Source organism: Chania multitudinisentens RB-25 (assembly GCF_000520015.2).
Classification (GTDB): Bacteria; Pseudomonadota; Gammaproteobacteria; order Enterobacterales; family Enterobacteriaceae; genus Chania; species Chania multitudinisentens.
Genome location: NZ_CP007044.2, coordinates 4371404 through 4389899, shown reverse-complemented (window position 1 = coordinate 4389899; position 18496 = coordinate 4371404). Strand labels below are relative to the sequence as shown.

Below are 18496 nucleotides of genomic sequence, written 5' to 3'. Positions count from 1 at the left end.
GGCTATTTCTGATGCCGTTCGCGCAGGCGGCCAATCACTTTGCTCAAGTCCAGATCCTGATCCTGCAACAAGACCAGCAGATGGTAAATCAGATCGGCAGCTTCATTGGTCAGTTCTTCACGATCGTTCACCGTGGCGGCCAGGGCAGTTTCCACACCTTCTTCACCCACTTTTTGTGCGATACGTTTGGTGCCGCTGGCATAAAGTTTGGCGGTATACGAGCTTTCCGGGCTTGCGGTTTTACGCGAGGCCAAAAGTTGCTCAAGCTGATACAGGAAGCCCCAATCACTGGTTGCCGGATGGAAGCAACTATTGTTCCCCAAATGGCAGGTTGGGCCGATCGGATTGGCCAGGATCAGCAGGGTATCGTTATCGCAGTCTGGCGTAATGCTGACAACGCTCAGGAAATTGCCAGAGCTTTCGCCTTTGGTCCACAGGCGTTGCTTGGTGCGTGAGAAGAACGTCACCTTGCCGCTTTGCTCGGTAACGGCCAGAGCCTCCTGATCCATATAGCCCAGCATCAGCACTTCGCCAGAAACGGCGTGCTGGACGATCACCGGCAGCAGGTTATCGGTTTTTGCCCAGTCTAGCTGGCTTCTTTGTTGTTCTGTTAACACAAACGCATCTCCACGCCACGTTCTGCCAGGAACCTTTTCAGTTCGCCGATATTAATGATTTGCTTATGGAACACGGAAGCAGCCAGCGCACCATCAACATCCGCATCGCGGAAGGCGGCCAGGAAGTGTTCCATGGTGCCAGCACCGCCGGAAGCGATTAGCGGTACTTTACACACTGCACGCACTTTCTTCAGTTGTGCCAAATCATAACCGTTACGCACGCCGTCCTGGTTCATCATGTTAAGCACGATTTCCCCAGCACCGCGCTTTTGTACTTCCTGCACCCAATCGAGGGTTTGCCACTCGGTCACCCGGGTGCGGCTTTCATCGCCAGTATATTGGTTTACATGGTATTTGCCGGTTGCGGCTTCATACCAGGTGTCGATACCGACCACGATGCACTGCACGCCAAAGCGATCTGCCAGGCGGCTGATCAGGGTTGGATCGGCCAGTGCGGGGGAGTTGATGGAAATTTTGTCGGCGCCAAACGATAGGATCTGGCTGGCGTCCTCGGCGCTTTTGATACCACCGGCCACGCAGAACGGAATATCGATCACTTCTGCTACTCGCGATACCCAGCTTTTATCCACCACGCGGCCATCGCTGGAGGCGGTAATGTCATAAAACACCAGTTCATCGGCCCCTTCCTGCGCGTAGCGCTGGGCCAGCGGCACGATATCGCCAATGATCTCGTGATTGCGGAACTGCACGCCTTTCACCACTTGTCCATCTTTAACGTCCAGGCAGGGAATTATCCGTTTTGCCAGCATGCGATTGCCTCCTCAACGCTGAATTTGCCTTCCAGCAGGGCGCGCCCGACGATCACCCCTTCAACACCGCTGCCACGTAACTGAGCGATATCATCCAGATTACCGATACCACCGGAAGCCTGAAAGGCGATCTGTGGGTAGCGTTGACACACTTCCTGATACAACGCCACGTTAGAGCCTGCCAGCGTACCATCGCGGGAAATATCAGTGCACAGCACGTGTTTCAAGCCGAACGGCAGATACTGTTCCACTACCTGTTCCAGCGTGGCATCTGAGTTTTCCTGCCAGCCGCTGATGGCGACGTGCTTAGTGCCAGCGGCATCAATGCGCACATCCAGCGCCAGCACCATGGCGTCTGCTCCGTAACGTTCAAACCAACCCTGCACCATCTCCGGCTGTTTCACGGCGGTGGAACCAATCACGACGCGGGTAGCGCCGGCTTCCAGCAGGGCAGAGACGTCTTGTTCATTGCGAATGCCGCCGCCAACCTGCACGGGCACGTTCACGCCAGCCAGCAGTTTACGCAGCAGTGGGATCTGGCGGGCGGCCGGATCTTTGGCACCGGTCAAGTCCACCAGGTGCAACACCTGTGCGCCTTGTTGCTGATAATCCTGCAAACGCAGCAATGGATCGTTGCCATAGTCACGTTGTTGGCCGTAGTCGCCCTGATGCAGGCGTACCACATTGCCATCGATCAAATCTAAAGCGGGAATAATCATGCTGCCTACATCTCCAGAAAGTTTTTCAACAGTTGTGCTCCGGCCGCGCCAGAACGCTCGGGATGAAACTGCACGCCAAAGAAGTTGTCTTTTTGTACGGCGGCGGTGAATGGTTCGCCGTAATTCGCCTGAGCGATGGTGCTTGAGCATATCGGCATCGCATAACTGTGAACGAAGTAGAAGTAAGCACCGTCCTCGATGCCACGGAACAGGGGGTTACCCGCCTGTGCAGTCACCTGATTCCAGCCCATGTGTGGCAATGGCAGGCCGAAATCGGTCATCTGTTTTACCGGAGTCGCGATAATCCCCAGCGTTTTGATACCGTTATTTTCTTCACTGCTCTCTGCCAGCAGTTGCATACCCAGGCAGATACCCAGCACCGGTTGGGTACAAGCTTTAATCAAATCGATCAGTTCGCGCTGTGCCAACTGTTCCATAGCCGCCTGCGCGGTGCCGACGCCGGGCAGAAACAGTTTGTCGGCGCGCAGCACAATCTTCGGGTCACGGCTGACTTGTGGCCGATAGCCCAGCCGTTGTACCGCGTAGGTGACGGAAGAAAGGTTGGCGCAACCGGTATCCAGGATCACCACGTTCATCACAGCACCCCTTTCGAGCTTGGGAGCGTGTTGCCCTCAACGCGGATCGCCTGGCGCAGCGTGCGGCCAAAGACTTTAAACAGGCTTTCAACGCGGTGGTGGTCGTTTTTGCCCTTGGTTTTCAGGTGCAGGGTGCAGGCCATGGTATAAGACAGTGAACGGAAGAAGTGCTCAACCATTTCGGTGCTGAGATCGCCCACGCGCTGATAATTAAATTCAGCACGGTATTCCAGGTGCGGGCGGCCGGAGAGATCCATCGCGCAGCGCGCCAGGCATTCATCCATCGGTAGCACAAAGCCGAAACGCGCGATGCCGCGTTTATCGCCCAGCGCTTTGTTCAACGCTTCACCCAGCGCCAGCGCAGTATCTTCCACCGTGTGGTGATCGTCGATGTACAGATCGCCATTCACCTGGATGTCCATACGGAAGCCGCCGTGGGTGGCGATCTGATCCAGCATGTGATCGAAGAAGCCGACGCCGGTTTTGATTTTGCTGCCACCTTCACGATCCAGCCAGACATTCACGTCAATCTGCGTCTCTTTGGTGACGCGGTTAACGTGAGCGTGGCGGTCACGTTGGGTCAGCTGTTGGGTAATTGCCTGCCAGCCCAGCGTTTCACGCTGGTACAGTAGCCCTTGGATACCCATATTGTCTGCCAACTGGATATCGGTCTGGCGATCGCCAATCACATAGCTGTTGGCGGCATTCATCACACCGGGTTGCAGATAGCCTGTAACCATGGCGATTTTCGGCTTGCGGCAATCACAGTTATCTTCCTGTTTATGCGGGCAAATCAGAATGTCGGCGAATTTAATGCCTTGTGAACTGAGGATCTGCATCATCAGATTGTGCGGCGGATCGAAGGTTTCCTGCGGGAAACTGGCGGTGCCGAGGCCATCCTGATTGGTGATCATCACCAGGGTATAACCAGCCTGCTGCAACGCCAGCAGGGAAGGGATCACGTCCGGCTCCAGCGCCAGCTTATCTAAACGATCAACCTGGTAATCTTCTGGTGGTTCGGCAATCAGCGTACCGTCACGGTCAATAAAAAGGAATTTCTGGCTCACAGGGTCTCCTTGGCACCAGGCAGGGGTTTGAGGGCATCCACAACGCGTTGGCATTCAGCACGGGTGCCAATAGTGATGCGTACACAACCGGAAAGACCAGGCTGCTTATGTTGATCTCGCAGGATAATACCTTGATCCCACAGCGTTTTAAACACATTGCTGGTGGCGGTGCAGCGGGCCAGCAGGTAGTTGCTGTCGCTGGTGAACACCTGTTCAACGCAGGCACAGTCTTGCAGCGCCTGTTGCAGCCAAGCGCGGTTAGCGCTGATTTCCGCAACGCGCTGGCGCATCAGATTGAGCCCTTCGGGGCTTAGCGCCTGCGCCGCGATATCGGCTACTGGGGTCGAGAGTGGGTAAGGGGCGATCACTTTCAATAGCAGGGCGATCACCTCGGCATTGGCCAAGGTAAAACCACAGCGCAGGCCTGCCAGTGCAAAGGCTTTTGACAGCGTGCGTAACACCACCAAATGCGGGTAATCACTCAACCAACCCGCCACGGAGGCCTGTGGGCAGAATTCGATATAGGCTTCATCGATCGCGACGATAGCTTTGCCTTTGGCCATCTCCAGCAGCGCACGCAGATCGTTCGGATCAAGCAGGTTGCCGGTCGGGTTATTGGGGCTACAGGCGTAGATCAGTTTTACGTTGCCCAGGTTGGCGGCGATGGCGGGCAGATCGAGCTGCCAGTCGGCCTTGGCCGCCACGGTGCGGCGCTCAACCCCAAATGTCTCGGCGCTGACGGCGTACATGCCGTAAGTTGGTGGGCAGAACAGAATGGCGTCTTTGCCTGGTTCACAGAACGCGCGGATCAGCAGTTCGATGCCTTCATCTGCGCCACGGCTGACCAGCACCTGCTCTTGGTTCACCCCGGCGTAAGCGGCGTAACGTTCAATCACCAACGCCGGTTGGCATTCCGGGTAGCGGTTGAAGGTTTGCGCGGTCAACTGGAATTCTGGGGCAACCGGGTATTCGTTGGCATTCAGCCACACATCGCCCTGGCCACCCAAACGGCGCGCCGATTGGTAGGGCGTCAGCTCGCGCACATTTTTACGGGCTAATTGTTCAATGCTCATGCTTGCTCCTGCAAGGCGGCGACGCGTAAGGTCACGGCGTTTTTATGGGCGATCAACTGCTCGGCTGCTGCTAGTGTTTCAATGGTGGCGGCCAGATTCATAAAACCTTGCGGCGTCAGTTCCTGCACCGTCATGCGCTTTTGGAAATCTGCCAATCCCAAACTGGAACAGGTAGCGGTATAACCGTAGGTCGGCAGCACATGGTTGGTACCCGAAGCGTAATCCCCGGCAGACTCCGGCGACCAGTCACCAAGAAACACGGAACCGGCGCTGGTAATGCTGTCTACCAGATCGCGTGCGTTGCGGGTTTGAATAATCAAATGTTCTGGGCCGTATTGATTGCTGATAGCCACGCATTCGGCCAAATCTTTGGCAACAATCAAACGGCTGCTGGCCAGCGCTTGGCGTGCGGTTTCTGCCCGTGGCAATGCGGCTAACTGCTGTTCAACGGCTTGTGCCACCACTTGTGCCATCGTGGTATCTGGCGTCAGCAGGATCACCTGTGAATCCGGGCCATGTTCGGCTTGCGATAGCAAATCAGATGCCACAAATGCCGGAGTTGCGCCGCTGTCGGCAATCACCAGCACTTCGGAGGGGCCAGCCGGCATATCGATGGTCGCACCGTCCAACCGCTGGCTGACCTGGCGCTTGGCTTCGGTGACAAAGGCATTGCCCGGCCCGAAGATTTTATCCACCTGTGGTATCGAATCGGTGCCGAATGCCAGCGCAGCAATCGCTTGAGCCCCACCAACCTGAAATACTTCCTGCACGCCGCACAGCTTGGCGGCATAGAGGATCTCATCGGCAATCGGTGGTGGTGAACACAGCACCACGCGGCGGCAACCGGCGATGCGTGCCGGCGTTGCCAACATCAGCACCGTAGAAAGCAGCGGGGCTGAGCCACCGGGAATATACAGGCCAACGGAATCGATCGGGCGGGTCACCTGTTGGCAGCGCACACCGGGCTGGGTTTCAACATCGACCAGCGGCAGTTTTTGCGCATTGTGGAAGGTTTCCACATTGGCGACGGCCACCGCCATGGCCTGTTTGATTGCGTCGCCCAAACGGGCGCAGGCCTGTTCAATCTGTTCGGCGCTGACGCGTAAAGCACCCACCGCCGTTTTATCAAACTTGGTGCTGTATTCACGCAGTGCGTTATCGCCATTCGCTTTTACATTGTCAAGAATGTCGCTAACCGTGCGAGTGATGCTGTCCGAAGCGGAGATAGCCGGGCGCATCAGCAGTTCGGTGCGCTGCTGCACGCTACATTCGGCCCAGTTGACGACGGTATTGAAGTTCGGCATAGCGTTACTCCATCATCTTCTCAATGGGCAGTACCAGAATGGAGCTGGCACCCAGGGTTTTCAGTTTTTCCATGGTTTCCCAGAACAGGGTTTCGCTGCTCACCATGTGCATCGCTACGCGGTTCTGCGCGCCTGCCAGTGGCAGGATGGTTGGGCGTTCGGCACCTGGCAACAGAGCGATGATTTCATCCAGACGATCGCTTGGCGCGTGCAACATGATGTATTTGGATTCGCGCGCCTGAATCACCCCTTGAATACGCGTCATCAGGCGGTCGATTAATTGCTGTTTGGCGGCGGGCATCTCGCCATCGCGCTGGATCAGGCAGGCTTTGGAGCGATAAATCACTTCAACTTCGCGCAGGCCGTTGGCTTCCAGCGTGGCACCGGTGGAAACCAGATCGCAAATGGCATCTGCCAGGCCAGCACGCGGCGCGACTTCTACAGAGCCGTTCAGCAGGCAGGATTTAAAACGAACGCCTTGTTTATCGAGATATTGCTTTAACAGGTGTGGATAAGAGGTGGCAATGCGGGAGTCTTGCAGGCTTTGCGGGCCGGTATATTCACTGCCCAATGGGGCGGCCAGTGACAGACGGCAACCGCCGAAATCCAGGCGGCGCAGCGTGAAGTAACGTGGATCTTCGCCTTGCGCACGGCGGTTGAGCAACTCTTCTTCCAACACGTTTTCACCGATGATGCCCAGATCGACTACGCCATCCATCACCAGCCCAGGGATATCGTCATCACGCACGCGCAGGATATCAATCGGCATATTCTCGGCGAAGGCAATCAGGCGCTGCTGTTGCAAGTTGATTTTGATGCCGCAGCGGGCCAGCAGCTCTTGGGAGTCTTCACTCAGGCGGCCTGATTTCTGCATTGCTATCCGTAAACGTGCTTTATCCAACATGGTAACCTCTGTTTAATCCGTAAATGGTGAAAACTATTTTTCTGTCTGCCCGAAGCCAAAAAAAAACCCTCGGAAGATATCTTCCGAGGGCTTTCTCTTGCGTTTGTTACGTTCTACGCGCCACTGGAAGATTCTCTAACCGTCTTCCAGCACACATCGCCTGAAAGACTAGTCAGGGTGATGGTGATGATGGTGGTTGAACTGAACGCGAGTCATGTGTTTTCTCTTTAAAATAAAACAGCTGATGCTGAGTTGCTGATTAACCTAAACGATTGGAGCGGTCTTGCGCAACTCTTTTTTATCATCATAAAGTTAATTCATTGAAACAGGTTGGATTATTAGCCAGCTATAGCTTTACCTAACCTTTATTTTGGCTGATTGTATCCCTATGCTGAGTAGCGTAGCCTTAGGGCCTATCCCAGTAGGTTTTTAATCACCGAGCATTACCCTCTTCAGGAGAAGATGTTAATGAAAAAAGTCGCCATTATTGGTTTGGGCTGGTTGGGGATGCCGCTGGCTTTATCGTTAATGAGCCGCGGGTTTGACGTGGTTGGCAGCAAAACCACGCCGGACGGTGTTGAAGCCGCACGAATGAGTGGTATTGAGTGCTACCAGCTTGAGTTGACGCCTGAGTTACTTTGTGAGGCTCAGGATCTGGAACAACTGTTGCATGCTGATGTGTTGGTGATCACACTGCCAGCCCGGCGTACCGTGGAGGGCAGCGAAGGCTATTTTCATGCTGTGCGGATGTTGGTGGACAGCGCAATGGCGTTTGGGGTGCCGCAGATTATTTTTACCAGTTCAATATCGGTGTATGGCGATAGCACTGGCACGATCCGCGAAGATTCGCCGCTGAAACCGGTAACGCATTCCGGGCGGGTGCTGGTGGAACTGGAGCGCTGGCTGCATGAATTGCCGAATATCTCAGTAGACATTTTGCGCTTGGCCGGGCTGGTCGGAACGGATCGTCATCCGGGCCGTTTCCTGGCTGGCAAGGTGGGAGTGAAGGGCGGTTCGCAAGGGGTGAACTTAGTACATCAGGACGATGTGATCGCAGCCATTCAGTTATTACTGAAATTGCCCAAAGGAAGGCACGTTTACAATCTTTGTGCACCAAGCCATCCGGCCAAACGGGAGTTTTACCCGGCATTGGCTGAACAGTTGCAACTGCAACCTCCGCAATTTGCCGAAGAACAGGAACAAGAAGGGCGTTTGGTGGACGGTAGCCGTATCTGCAAAGAGTTGGGATTTGAATATCAGTACCCCGATCCGGCGCGGATGCCGGTTAGTTGATGGCCAGTATTCCGAGTGCGGGATTCAGGCTTGATCGTGATACTGCGCTGCGCTAGCGGCCAAATCCTCTAACAGTGCTGCCAACGGTTCTTTGGGGCGGCTGGGGCGCGTGACCAGGCTTAACTGTGCCTGGTAAGTCAATGTGGGCCCCCCTAATTGTTTCATCACGCCTTGTTCAACCCAGCGAGCAGCGAAATGCGTCGGCAGGTATCCCAAGTATTCCCCACTGAGAAGCAGATGAGCTACGCTTTCCATGTGGTAAGCCATCGCGCCAAAGTCCCGTGGAGCCACCGGGCAAAGCTGCTGTGCCAGTAAATAACCACGTTTTACCCAGCGTGCGTTTTCGATTTGCTCGCGGGTTGGGCAAACAACGCTAAATAGGGGGTGTTCACTGCTGCAATAGATCGCCTGAGATTCCTGAAGCCATGGCCGATAAAGCAGCTCATTCAACTGTTGACCAAAATAACCAATACCCAGATCCAACTGCTGATTCAGTAAGCCCTGTTCAATCTCGGCGGGTGAACAGATGCGGCATTGAAACTGAACATCCTGATGGCGATGGCGGAACTGCCTGATGGCGTGGCTGAAAGGAATACCCGGCAGGGAAACCAGGTTATCCACCAGGCCTATCATCAGATCGCCACTTAACATGCCATTAAGCGATTGGCTGACCCGCGTAAAATCACGCGTTGCATTGAACAGTGTGCGGCAGGCGATCAGCATCCTTTCTCCTTTTGGCGTCAACTGAAAGCCGGAGCGCCCGCGCTGGCATAGCCGAAACCCCAAACGCGTTTCCAGAGTCGCCAAATGGGTACTGATGGTGGACTGATTCATCATCAGCATATCTTGCGCTGCGCTGACCCCTTGAGCTTCTGCTACCGCCACAAAGACTCGCAGGAGTTTGAGATCGACATCGCTGAGGTTGGTGAGCATCTTCTCTCCCTGAGTTGCCATTTTTAACGTTATAGCAACATTGATGAGGGGCCGGTTGGCCGCTGATGATCTTTCCGTCCTTTATGTCTGTGAATGAAAGAAAAATCAATAGGTCAAGGTGTTATGACGCATTGGCTTTTTCAATGTTTACATTGCAAACAGGGAATGGTAACGCTGGGCGGTTAGGACATAGGCTGTGATTGTTATGTAAATGTTATAAGTCGATGATTGCCTGACAAGGAAAACCTATGCTGAATCAACCTCAGAGCGGCAATGAGATGCCGCGTTTTGCCGGAATGCCGACCATGATGCGTTTGCCTGCTGCTGAGAGTGCGCAGGGGCTGGATGCCGCTTTTATTGGCGTTCCTCTGGATATTGGTACTTCAAACCGCAGCGGCACCCGTTTCGGGCCGCGGCAGATCCGCCAGGAATCGGTGATGTTGCGCCCTTATAACATGGGAACGGGGGCTGCGCCGTTTGAGCAATTACAGGTGGCTGATTTGGGCGATATTGCCACCAATCCGTACTGCCTGGCAGACAGCGTGCGCCGTATTGAACGGGCGTATCACGCCATCCTGCGCCACGGTTGCATTCCGTTGACGCTGGGCGGTGACCACACGCTGACGTTACCCATTCTACGCGCAATAGCCCGCCAGCATGGCCCGGTTGGGCTGATTCATATCGATGCGCATTCCGATACCAATGAAGAAATGTTTGGCGAAAAACTGGCCCATGGCACCACTTTTCGTCGGGCCCATGAGGAAGGTTTGCTGGCACCACAGCGCGTGGTGCAGATAGGCCTGCGCGGTAGTGGCTATGCAGCGGAGGATTTTGACTGGTCGCGGCAGCAGGGGTTTCGTGTGATCCCCGCAGAGGAGTGCTGGTATCGCTCTTTGGCACCGTTGATGGCCGAAATACGTCAGCAAATGGGCCAGGCAGCCGTTTATCTCAGTTTTGATATCGATGGGCTTGATCCGGCCTTTGCACCAGGAACCGGGACGCCGGAAGTGGGGGGGCTGTCTGTCTGGCAAGGGTTGGAAATCGTCAGGGGATGTCAGGGGCTCAATCTGGTTGGCGCTGATTTGGTTGAGGTTTCACCTGCTTACGACAGTTCAGGTAATACCGCGCTGTTGGCGGCCAATCTGCTGTTTGAAATGCTGTGCGTTCTGCCGGGTAAACGGGCTTTACCGGGAAAACCTGCCGGTAATTTATGCGTATAACCTTATTAATAACAATATGATATGGAGGTTTCTATGCGGCTCGATTTGTTCGTGGTAGTGCTCTATTTCTTGATTATCGGCGCGGTGGGCTGGTTAGGTATTCGCAAGGCAACCACCAAAGAAGCTTATCTGGTTGCTGGCCGCAATCTGGGGCCGGGTTTGTATTTAGGTACACTGTCCGCGGTTGTGCTTGGCGGTGCTTCGACGATTGGCAGCGTGAAGTTGGGCTACACCTATGGGATCTCAGGGTTATGGCTATGCTTCTGGCTAGGGATGGGCATTGTGGTGCTGAGTACCTTGCTGGCCAAGCCCTTGCTTAAGCTAAAACTTTATACCGTTAGCCAAGTTTTGGCACGGCGTTACCATCCTGCGGCCAGGGTAACCAGCGGTATTATCATGCTGGCTTATGACCTGATGGTGGCGGTCACCTCCATTATTGCCATCGGCAGCGTGATGCAGGTGATGTTTGCTTTGCCTTTTGCGGTTTCAATATTGATTGGTGGCGGAATGGTGGTGCTCTATTCGGCATTGGGCGGCATGTGGTCGCTGACGCTTACCGATATTATCCAGTTTATTATCATGACGGTTGGCATGATGCTGATCCTGATGCCAATGAGCATTATCAAAGCTGGAGGCTGGGCGATCTTTACCCAGCAGTTGCCAGAGAGCTACTACCAACTGTCCTCCATTGGTTTAGACACCATCATCCTGTTTTTCCTGATTTATTTCTTTGGCATTCTGATTGGGCAAGATATCTGGCAGCGGGTATTCACCGCGCGCAGCGTGCCGGTTGCCCGCTATGCCGGTTTGGGGGCGGGCCTGTACTGCATTCTCTATGGTATGACGGGAGCGGTGATCGGCATGGCAGGGAAACTCGTGCTGCCGATGCTGGAGAGCAGTGATGGCACATTTGCCGCCATCGCACAGGCAGTGTTACCCGCTGGCGTCAGCGGATTGGTGGCGGCTGCGGCGCTGGCGGCGCTGATGTCAACGGCCAGCGCTTGTCTTTTGGCGTCTTCGACGATTGCGTTGGAAGATGTTTTGCCCGCTGTTTTGCGGCGATCAGCGGGAGGATTGGCTGCCGGGCGTTTGACCACGCTGGTGATGGGCACCATCATGCTGGGATTGGCATTTCTGGTGCGGGATGTGCTGTCTGCGCTGACACTGGCCTATAACTTATTGGTGGGTGGAATGCTTATTCCTCTGGTGGGCGCGATTTTCTGGAAAAGAGCCACCAGCACCGGGGCGATAGCCAGCATGGTCATGGGCAGCGCATGTGTGTTGGGTTTTATGTTCTATCATGGCATTCAGGCCAACAGCCCGATTTACAGTGGTTTACTGGTTGGCGCGCTGGCCTTTATCATCGGCAGTTTGCTAACGCGTGAACAGCAAGTCGCCGTGGTGGCCTGAAAACACTGGGCAGAAGCTTACGGGATGGCGTGGCGCAATCCCGTAAGCTGCATAGATTAAACGCGAGAGCCCCACAGGTCATATTCGTCGGCGTTTTCGATCTTCACTTTAACGACATCACCAACTTTCACTCCGGTTTCACCGTTCAGATAGACCGCGCCGTCGATTTCTGGAGCGTCAGCCATGCTGCGGCCAATGGCTCCTTCTTCGTCAACCTCATCAATCAGCACCAGCACTTCACGGCCAATCTTGTCTTGCAGGCGCTGGGCAGAGATCTGCTGCTGTAGCTGCATAAAGCGGTGATAACGTTCTTCCTTCACCTCTTCAGGCACCTGATCTGCCAGTTGGTTGGCGGCAGCACCGTCTACCGGGCTGTATTTGAAACAGCCAACGCGATCCAGCTTGGCTTCTTGCAGGAAGTTGAGCAGCATCTGGAAGTCTTCTTCGGTTTCCCCCGGGAATCCGACGATGAAAGTAGAACGCAGCGTTAGCTCAGGGCAGATTTCACGCCAGCGTTTGATACGTTCCAGCGTGCGCTCCACCGCGCCAGGGCGTTTCATCAGCTTGAGGATTTTCGGGCTGGCGTGTTGCAGTGGAATATCCAGATACGGCAGGATCTTGCCTTCGGCCATCAGCGGAATAACGTCATCCACATGAGGGTAAGGATAAACATAGTGCAGGCGTACCCAGGCACCTAAGCTTGAAAGTTGTTCACACAGGCTGACCATGTTGGTCTTCACCGGCTGGCCGTTCCAGAAACCGGTGCGATGTTTCACGTCAACGCCGTAGGCAGAGGTATCCTGCGAAATCACCAACAACTCTTTGACTCCGGCCTCCACTAAACGTTTGGCTTCATCCAGCACCGAACCAATCGGCCGGCTGTCGAGATCGCCGCGCATAGAGGGGATGATGCAGAAAGTGCAGCGGTGGTTACAGCCTTCAGAAATCTTCAGGTAGGCGTAATGCTTCGGCGTTAGCTTCACCCCCTGCGCTGGGATCAGGCTGGTAAACGGGTTATGTTCCGGTTTTGGCACATATTGATGGACGTGGGACAATACCTGCTCGTAGCTGTGCGGCCCGGTAATTTCCAGCACTTTCGGGTGCACTTCGCGGATCTGGTTTTCTTTGGCGCCCAGACAGCCGGTTACAATCACCTTACCGTTTTCGTTTAATGCTTCGCCGATCGCTTCCAGCGATTCTTGTACGGCACTGTCGATAAAACCGCAGGTGTTGACGATCACCAGTTCGGCATCATCATAGCGTGGTACAACCTGATAGCCTTCATTACGCAGCTCAGTCAGGATCCGTTCAGAATCAACCAGGTTTTTCGGGCAACCTAGCGAAACAAAGCCGACACGGGGCGGAGCTTTGGGTATAGCATTTGACATGGACATTACTCAATGAGAAGAAATACGGCGACGATTTTACCGATGTAAAAACCAAAATTGTACAGTTATATTCGTTGGTCAAGCGAGAGGTAGAGCTGAGGGAGCATTTTAGCACGGCAGAAAAATGTTGCTCGCGAGTATGCTGATTCATATGGTCTTGAAATGATTGATAGTGGCCTGTCTGCATTCAAGAGAAAGTATCTTGGTGCTGATTCAGCATTAGGCGGTTTCATCAAGGTAGTTGAGGCGGGGGCGATAGCTTCGGATAGCTGGTTGTATATTGAGAATCTTGATCGATTGAGTCGGCAAGATGTTACGACGGCTAAATTTGGGAGTGACTGTAGTTATAGGAATAAATAAGAAATCTTATACAAAGGGCTCTGTAAATAAAAAACCTACAGATTTGATGTTGTCTAACTTGTTGTTTGCCAAAAAATGGCTATACGCTGATGCAGTATAGACCACGCATGACCTGATTCTGTTTATATCCTTCGTTAAAATAGGGGGGCGAAAAAATATGTATGTTACAGCAGTAATGTAGAATAGAGTATCTTTAAATACACAAAGGAGGGTAATTACTCACGGGCATTAATTTAACAAGACAGTTATTGAGTATATATGATAATATAGTTGTGATTACTGGCGATACGATTTCATAAAAGGATTTGTTATGGCAAATGATATGTATATAACCTTAAAAGGTGCAAAACAGGGACTGATTTCTGCTGGATGCTCCACTCTGGATTCAATCGGCAACTTATGTCAGGTCGGACATATGGATCAGATTTATCTTTATGAGTTGAATCATTCAATAAGTAGAGAACAGCATGTTAGTCACCATCCTGTAGTGATCGTTAAGCCAATCGATAAAGCATCTCCTTTAATTGGAATTGCAATTTCTGACAATGAACGTTTAGATGCTACTATAGATATATATAGAACTAATCAGAGTGGTGGGCGAGAATTATTTTACACTATCAAGCTCACTAATGTTACGATTATAGACATTAATATATTTTATCCTAATTCACTCACACATAATGAGTCACAACCACAAGAAAGTATATCGCTAAAGTATGAGAGTATTTCTTGGCAGCATCACATTGCAGGAACCAGCGGTTATAGCATTTGGGATGATAGAGTTTACTAATGAAAAAGACAACAAGTGTTAATAGACTCCTTTTGGAGTCCTATTTCACCAAAAATGAAATTAAAAAAATAAAAAGCAATGCCAATGCTTTTCAACTTGATATTACTGATTCAGTGAAGGATATAGGTAAAAGAACTCTAAGAGTCAGCATTATTTTAGGTATAATTCTAACGATTTTCACAATTGGAACAATTATCAAAGATGGTCTGTTTGGTTTTGGGATTATAGTTCTTATGTTTTGTATGATTGCGGTTCCTTCATATTTCTTAACGCCAATGAGACTCTATATTAAATCCTTATTTTTTTTCATTAAGGAAAAAAATAAAAACTACAAGTAAGCTCGTGCTTTAGGCAGGAGGCATACCCTTTAGTGGGCTATTTCATTGCCCCCGATATAGTAATGTAATCACCTACTATCTCCAATGAGAGTGAGAATTTCCCCATGGTTTTAAAGCCAGTAACTGAATCATTATACATAGCATAAAATAATCTCTCAGTGTCTACCCCTCTACCACTAATACCTAACAAGCTTCTACCGTTTGGTACTAAGACCTTGCCAAATAAAGCCCTTAATGAAAGAGATAGATCCATGCCTGCATATAGAATATCGCCACCATGTTCACCATAACCAACATTAGTAGACGTCCAGCGATATAAGTCTCTTAAATAACCTGTATGTTCTTCGCCAGTGAAGAAGTATTGAGCATTTTCGTAAATATTATTAGTACCATGACAAATTAGTAAAACGCCCGTAACGCCACTAACTACCGTGACTTGTGAGGCTATTACCATAGCTATTCCTGATGCTAGTTGTGATATTCCTGCGACAACGCCTACTGCTTTAACAACATATGTGTATATACCGTTTTCTTTTTTTATTTCCAAATATACGGCTTTGGCTGCTTTATTAAGTTGTAGTGATTCATATTGCATTCTTAACGAATTATGTTCGGCTTTTAGACAGACAAATGCATTACGTTGTCCCTCTTGCGTGGTTGCAGCACGACAAGTTGAAAGATGGCGGTTTACTAAATCGTCGATCTCTTTTCGAAAAGAAAATCTTACCTGTGTATTTTTTAGGTAGAAAGCAGATGCTCTGTTAGCTATACGTGTTAGCGCATGTGCTTCTGCGAGAGCCATCTCAAGGTAGTAGTTTTTTACCTGCTCACGAAAACCAAAGTAATTATCCATGTAAAACTAATTCCTTTGAAATAAAAAGTATGTTCGTTATATCGTGTATTATTTTAATACTTCACTTTATGATATCAATCTCTATAAAAGTGATCAAATACAACTCTTTGGTATTAGATAGACAGCTCATATAGCAACCCTACTGATACTTGCTCAAGTTGTATATTTAATTAATACTTACCAAGACAATTATTTCTATCAATCAAGCACTGATGGCGTTCTATCCAGGATTTGTATAGCCAACCGGCAACGGCAGCGAGAAATGCGACCAGTGAAAGGCCTGTTGAAACCTACTTAATAGCATCCCACGCCATGCTTTTTTCTCCGCAGATAACGATAGTGACAGCGGGAATTTGCGCAGTGATTGCCTGCTATCTTGTCAGTCACGGTCAACTGAAGGTAATGACTTTTCTTTACAAGATAGCAGATAACGTTACTGGTGCGAGGGGAGAGAAAGGTTACAGCCACCCCGAACGCTTAAGTTTTCGGTATAGAAAAATGCAGCCAATAACCGTTACGCCCAGCGTGGTATGGTAGGCCCAGGGAAACTTCAGTTCCGGCATATCAGCAAAGTTCATCCCATACAGGCTGAATATTACCGTAGGGATCGCCAGAATCGCCCCCCAGCCAGCTAACCGTTTGACCACTTCGTTTTGCTTCACGGTGACCAGCGCCAGATTGACGTGCATGGCGTTGGTCAGCATTTCACGCATATCATCCAGGGTACTAGCCACATGCCGGGCGTGATCCTGCACATCGCGCACGTAGGCACGTAGCTCTTTGTGGATCACGTTATCATGCAGGTGAATCAACTGATTGCAAATTTCATCCATCGGTAACGCTGCATTGCGCAGGCCAAGCAGGTGCCGGCGCAGGCTGTAGACGTTTTCAATCGCCGTTTCATCAAACTCCGATTTGAACATATTGGATTCGATATCTTCGATCATCATTTCAAATTTACCGACAATATGGCGATAGTTGTCGACGATGAAATCCAGTACGGAATACAGGGCAAACCCTGGCCCATGGCTCAGTAACTTTGGGTTTTCTTCTGCCTTGACCCGGATTGGCGTATAGCTGGAAGATGCTCCGTGGCGCACGGTGATCAAGAAATTTTTACCAACGAAAAAGTGTGTTTCGCCGTACTCTACTTCTTCTTTTTCCCATTGCGCGGTTTTTACGACGATGAACAGCGAATCGCCATAGGTTTCAATTTTGGGGCGCTGGTGGGCACAAAGCGCATCTTCAATAGCCAAATCGTGCAGGCTGAATTCTTCCTGAATCTTGCGCATAAAGGCATCTTCAGGTTGCCATAATCCTAGCCAGACAAAGGTATCTGGCTCTTTGACTACGTCGCTGATGTCATCAATTGTAATGTCATTCAACCGTTTGCCAGCCTTATACGCCACGCTGTTTACAACCATGGTCTGAGGTTCCATCGCGTTACCTGTCCGTCAGTGAGGGGATGAAAAATAACATTTATGCTTCACCAAAGCATCGGTGGATGCTTTGGGTTCTGGGTATCTCGATGACGGAGATACCTATGGTTCCGCCTTTGTCTCCCCATCAACTTAAGCACAGGAAAATAAAAATACAACATATTGAAATTTCGATTAAAGGGGGAAGACCCTGTTCATTGCGCTAGACTGATTAATTCACGCTGGAGTAAGGAAAGGAGGAAACATGCTACGTCATATGTTGGTTGCTGGCTTATTGTTGTCAAGTAGCCCTTTGCTGCATGCGGCAGTGATAGTCACGCCTTTGCAAGACAAGCTCGAGCATCCGTGGTCGATGGCCTTTTTGCCAGGCGATCACGGAATATTGATCACGGAACGCCCAGGCCGCCTGCGTTTGTGGCAAGAGGGAAAAGGGCTTTCGGCACCGATCGGCGGTGTGCCTGCCGTCTATGCGCAAGGGCAAGGGGGATTGTTGGATGTGGTGTTGGCTCTAGACTTTGCTGCCAGCCGCCGGGTGTATCTTAGCTTTGCCGAGGCCGGGGATAACGGCAAAGCGGGTACTGCGGTGGGCTATGGGCAACTGAGTGACGATGGGGCGCGCTTGGATGATTTCCGCGTAATTTTCCGCCAGGAGCCCAAATTGTCCGTAGGGAATCATTTTGGCTCTAAATTAGCGTTTGATCGCCAAGGCTACCTGTTTATTACGCTGGGTGAAAATAACCAGCGGCCAACGGCGCAGGAAACCGATAAGTTGCAGGGCAAGGTGGTACGCCTGACTGCGGAAGGCAAGGTTCCTGCGGATAACCCGTTGGTCGGCCAGGTGGGTAAACGACCCGAGATCTGGTCTTATGGTCATCGTAACCCACAAGGGTTGGCGCTGAATCCCTGGAGTGGCGAGATGTGGGCGCACGAGCATGGCCCACGCGGTGGTGATGAAATCAATCTCCTGCACGCGGGTAAAAACTATGGTTGGCCAATCGCCACTTACGGGGTGAATTATTCAGGATTGGCGATCCCAGAAGCTCAAGGGCAGCAGGTAGCGGGAACTGAACAACCATTACATTACTGGAAAGTGTCGCCGGGTATCAGCGGGATGGCATTTTATGACGCTAAACGCTTTCCTGAATGGCAGCATTCATTGTTTATCGGAGCTTTGGCCCAACGGGAACTGCTCCGCTTGACGTTGCAGGGTGACAAAGTGGTTGCTGAAGAACGCCTGTTGGGGGATCGCAATGAGCGTATTCGCGACGTCCGCGTTGGGCCAGATGGCTATGTTTATCTGTTGACCGATGCTAATAACGGCAAGTTATTGCGGGTGGGTGACTACTAGGCTGTGCTGCGCAATATGGCCGCCAGCGGTGCTCAAGTGTAAATAGAGGGACACAGTCCAGGCTGTCTCCCTCT

19 protein-coding genes and 1 other annotated feature are annotated in these 18496 nt (G+C 51.6%); of the genes, 6 read left to right on the top strand and 13 right to left on the bottom strand.

The window, feature by feature from the left end:
• Positions 1 to 2: 2 nt before the first annotated feature.
• The 9 genes from hisIE to hisL all read right to left on the bottom strand — a co-directional run bounded on the left by hisIE (position 3) and on the right by hisL (position 7266).
• Complete coding sequence (gene hisIE, locus Z042_RS19410; RefSeq protein ID WP_024911813.1) at positions 3 to 617, bottom strand: bifunctional phosphoribosyl-AMP cyclohydrolase/phosphoribosyl-ATP diphosphatase HisIE; 615 nt, start codon at positions 615 to 617, stop codon at positions 3 to 5.
• The gene (gene hisF, locus Z042_RS19405) at positions 611 to 1387 is read right to left on the bottom strand and encodes an imidazole glycerol phosphate synthase subunit HisF (RefSeq protein WP_024911814.1); all 777 of its coding nucleotides are present in this window, start codon (positions 1385 to 1387) and stop codon (positions 611 to 613) included. Before hisF ends, hisIE begins: the two co-directional genes overlap by 7 nt.
• A complete protein-coding gene (gene hisA, locus Z042_RS19400; RefSeq protein WP_024911815.1) occupies positions 1369 to 2106 on the bottom strand; it encodes a 1-(5-phosphoribosyl)-5-[(5-phosphoribosylamino)methylideneamino]imidazole-4-carboxamide isomerase in 738 nt (245 codons plus the stop codon). Before hisA ends, hisF begins: the two co-directional genes overlap by 19 nt.
• Positions 2107 to 2111: 5 nt before the next feature.
• Positions 2112 to 2702, bottom strand: a complete 591-nt coding sequence (gene hisH / locus Z042_RS19395; protein WP_024911816.1) for an imidazole glycerol phosphate synthase subunit HisH — start codon at positions 2700 to 2702, stop codon at positions 2112 to 2114.
• Positions 2702 to 3769, bottom strand: a complete 1068-nt coding sequence (gene hisB / locus Z042_RS19390; RefSeq protein ID WP_024911817.1) for a bifunctional histidinol-phosphatase/imidazoleglycerol-phosphate dehydratase HisB — start codon at positions 3767 to 3769, stop codon at positions 2702 to 2704. Before hisB ends, hisH begins: the two co-directional genes overlap by 1 nt.
• Positions 3766 to 4842, bottom strand: a complete 1077-nt coding sequence (hisC, locus tag Z042_RS19385) for a histidinol-phosphate transaminase (protein WP_024911818.1) — start codon at positions 4840 to 4842, stop codon at positions 3766 to 3768. Before hisC ends, hisB begins: the two co-directional genes overlap by 4 nt.
• Positions 4839 to 6146 carry a histidinol dehydrogenase gene (hisD, locus tag Z042_RS19380; protein WP_024911819.1) on the bottom strand — a complete coding sequence of 436 codons (1308 nt, stop codon included), beginning with the start codon at positions 6144 to 6146 and terminating at the stop codon, positions 4839 to 4841. Before hisD ends, hisC begins: the two co-directional genes overlap by 4 nt.
• A 4-nt stretch (positions 6147 to 6150) precedes the next feature.
• Positions 6151 to 7050 (bottom strand): ATP phosphoribosyltransferase, encoded by a 900-nt coding sequence (hisG, locus tag Z042_RS19375; protein WP_024911820.1) that lies wholly within the window; start codon positions 7048 to 7050, stop codon positions 6151 to 6153.
• 57 nt (positions 7051 to 7107) lie between these two features.
• Positions 7108 to 7243, bottom strand: a sequence feature (His leader region).
• Positions 7219 to 7266 carry a his operon leader peptide gene (hisL, locus tag Z042_RS26160; protein WP_100396937.1) on the bottom strand — a complete coding sequence of 16 codons (48 nt, stop codon included), beginning with the start codon at positions 7264 to 7266 and terminating at the stop codon, positions 7219 to 7221. Its footprint overlaps the feature before it by 25 nt.
• 252 nt (positions 7267 to 7518) lie before the next feature.
• On the opposite strand from hisL, the gene Z042_RS19370 reads away from it, so the two are divergent.
• Positions 7519 to 8343, top strand: a complete 825-nt coding sequence (locus tag Z042_RS19370) for an SDR family oxidoreductase (RefSeq protein ID WP_024911821.1) — start codon at positions 7519 to 7521, stop codon at positions 8341 to 8343.
• Positions 8344 to 8367: 24 nt separating this feature from the next.
• On the opposite strand, the gene Z042_RS19365 is transcribed toward Z042_RS19370, so the two are convergent.
• Positions 8368 to 9276 (bottom strand): LysR family transcriptional regulator, encoded by a 909-nt coding sequence (locus Z042_RS19365; protein ID WP_024911822.1) that lies wholly within the window; start codon positions 9274 to 9276, stop codon positions 8368 to 8370.
• A 248-nt stretch (positions 9277 to 9524) separates the two neighbouring features.
• Here Z042_RS19365 and speB point away from each other — a divergent pair, with 248 nt between their 5' ends.
• Positions 9525 to 10496 carry an agmatinase gene (gene speB / locus Z042_RS19360; RefSeq protein ID WP_024911823.1) on the top strand — a complete coding sequence of 324 codons (972 nt, stop codon included), beginning with the start codon at positions 9525 to 9527 and terminating at the stop codon, positions 10494 to 10496.
• A 33-nt stretch (positions 10497 to 10529) separates the two neighbouring features.
• Positions 10530 to 11906, top strand: coding sequence for a sodium:solute symporter family protein (locus tag Z042_RS19355; RefSeq protein ID WP_024911824.1), 1377 nt, complete (start codon positions 10530 to 10532; stop codon positions 11904 to 11906).
• A gap of 56 nt (positions 11907 to 11962) precedes the next feature.
• Here Z042_RS19355 and rimO read toward each other — a convergent pair whose 3' ends face one another.
• Positions 11963 to 13294, bottom strand: coding sequence for a 30S ribosomal protein S12 methylthiotransferase RimO (gene rimO / locus Z042_RS19350; protein ID WP_024911825.1), 1332 nt, complete (start codon positions 13292 to 13294; stop codon positions 11963 to 11965).
• 670 nt (positions 13295 to 13964) lie between these two features.
• Here rimO and Z042_RS19345 point away from each other — a divergent pair.
• Together Z042_RS19345 and Z042_RS19340 are read left to right on the top strand one after the other, a co-directional pair.
• The gene (locus Z042_RS19345) at positions 13965 to 14444 is read left to right on the top strand and encodes an Hcp family type VI secretion system effector (protein ID WP_024911827.1); all 480 of its coding nucleotides are present in this window, start codon (positions 13965 to 13967) and stop codon (positions 14442 to 14444) included.
• Positions 14444 to 14782, top strand: a complete 339-nt coding sequence (locus tag Z042_RS19340; RefSeq protein ID WP_024911828.1) for a hypothetical protein — start codon at positions 14444 to 14446, stop codon at positions 14780 to 14782. Before Z042_RS19345 ends, Z042_RS19340 begins: the two co-directional genes overlap by 1 nt.
• A 37-nt stretch (positions 14783 to 14819) precedes the next feature.
• Here the strand turns inward: Z042_RS19340 and Z042_RS19335 are convergent, their stop codons facing one another.
• Positions 14820 to 15635 carry a DUF4225 domain-containing protein gene (locus Z042_RS19335; protein ID WP_024911829.1) on the bottom strand — a complete coding sequence of 272 codons (816 nt, stop codon included), beginning with the start codon at positions 15633 to 15635 and terminating at the stop codon, positions 14820 to 14822.
• Between the two features lie 458 nt (positions 15636 to 16093).
• Complete coding sequence (locus tag Z042_RS19330; RefSeq protein WP_024911830.1) at positions 16094 to 17074, bottom strand: magnesium and cobalt transport protein CorA; 981 nt, start codon at positions 17072 to 17074, stop codon at positions 16094 to 16096.
• A 244-nt stretch (positions 17075 to 17318) separates the two neighbouring features.
• Here Z042_RS19330 and Z042_RS19325 point away from each other — a divergent pair, with 244 nt between their 5' ends.
• A complete protein-coding gene (locus Z042_RS19325) occupies positions 17319 to 18422 on the top strand; it encodes a PQQ-dependent sugar dehydrogenase (RefSeq protein WP_024911831.1) in 1104 nt (367 codons plus the stop codon).
• Positions 18423 to 18496 lie beyond the last annotated feature (74 nt).

Bases quoted from the DNA above. Each gene is read 5' to 3' on its own strand.
- hisF (WP_024911814.1), bottom strand. From the start codon at position 1,387: ATGCTGGCAAAACGGATAATTCCCTGCCTGGACGTTAAAGATGGACAA.
- hisA (WP_024911815.1), bottom strand. From the start codon at position 2,106: ATGATTATTCCCGCTTTAGATTTGATCGATGGCAATGTGGTACGCCTG.
- hisH (WP_024911816.1), bottom strand. From the start codon at position 2,702: ATGAACGTGGTGATCCTGGATACCGGTTGCGCCAACCTTTCTTCCGTC.
- hisC (WP_024911818.1), bottom strand. From the start codon at position 4,842: ATGAGCATTGAACAATTAGCCCGTAAAAATGTGCGCGAGCTGACGCCC.
- hisD (WP_024911819.1), bottom strand. From the start codon at position 6,146: ATGCCGAACTTCAATACCGTCGTCAACTGGGCCGAATGTAGCGTGCAG.
- hisG (WP_024911820.1), bottom strand. From the start codon at position 7,050: ATGTTGGATAAAGCACGTTTACGGATAGCAATGCAGAAATCAGGCCGC.
- Z042_RS19370 (WP_024911821.1), top strand. From the start codon at position 7,519: ATGAAAAAAGTCGCCATTATTGGTTTGGGCTGGTTGGGGATGCCGCTG.
- Z042_RS19365 (WP_024911822.1), bottom strand. From the start codon at position 9,276: ATGCTCACCAACCTCAGCGATGTCGATCTCAAACTCCTGCGAGTCTTT.
- speB (WP_024911823.1), top strand. From the start codon at position 9,525: ATGCTGAATCAACCTCAGAGCGGCAATGAGATGCCGCGTTTTGCCGGA.
- Z042_RS19355 (WP_024911824.1), top strand. From the start codon at position 10,530: ATGCGGCTCGATTTGTTCGTGGTAGTGCTCTATTTCTTGATTATCGGC.
- rimO (WP_024911825.1), bottom strand. From the start codon at position 13,294: ATGTCAAATGCTATACCCAAAGCTCCGCCCCGTGTCGGCTTTGTTTCG.
- Z042_RS19345 (WP_024911827.1), top strand. From the start codon at position 13,965: ATGGCAAATGATATGTATATAACCTTAAAAGGTGCAAAACAGGGACTG.
- Z042_RS19340 (WP_024911828.1), top strand. From the start codon at position 14,444: ATGAAAAAGACAACAAGTGTTAATAGACTCCTTTTGGAGTCCTATTTC.
- Z042_RS19335 (WP_024911829.1), bottom strand. From the start codon at position 15,635: ATGGATAATTACTTTGGTTTTCGTGAGCAGGTAAAAAACTACTACCTT.
- Z042_RS19330 (WP_024911830.1), bottom strand. From the start codon at position 17,074: ATGGAACCTCAGACCATGGTTGTAAACAGCGTGGCGTATAAGGCTGGC.
- Z042_RS19325 (WP_024911831.1), top strand. From the start codon at position 17,319: ATGCTACGTCATATGTTGGTTGCTGGCTTATTGTTGTCAAGTAGCCCT.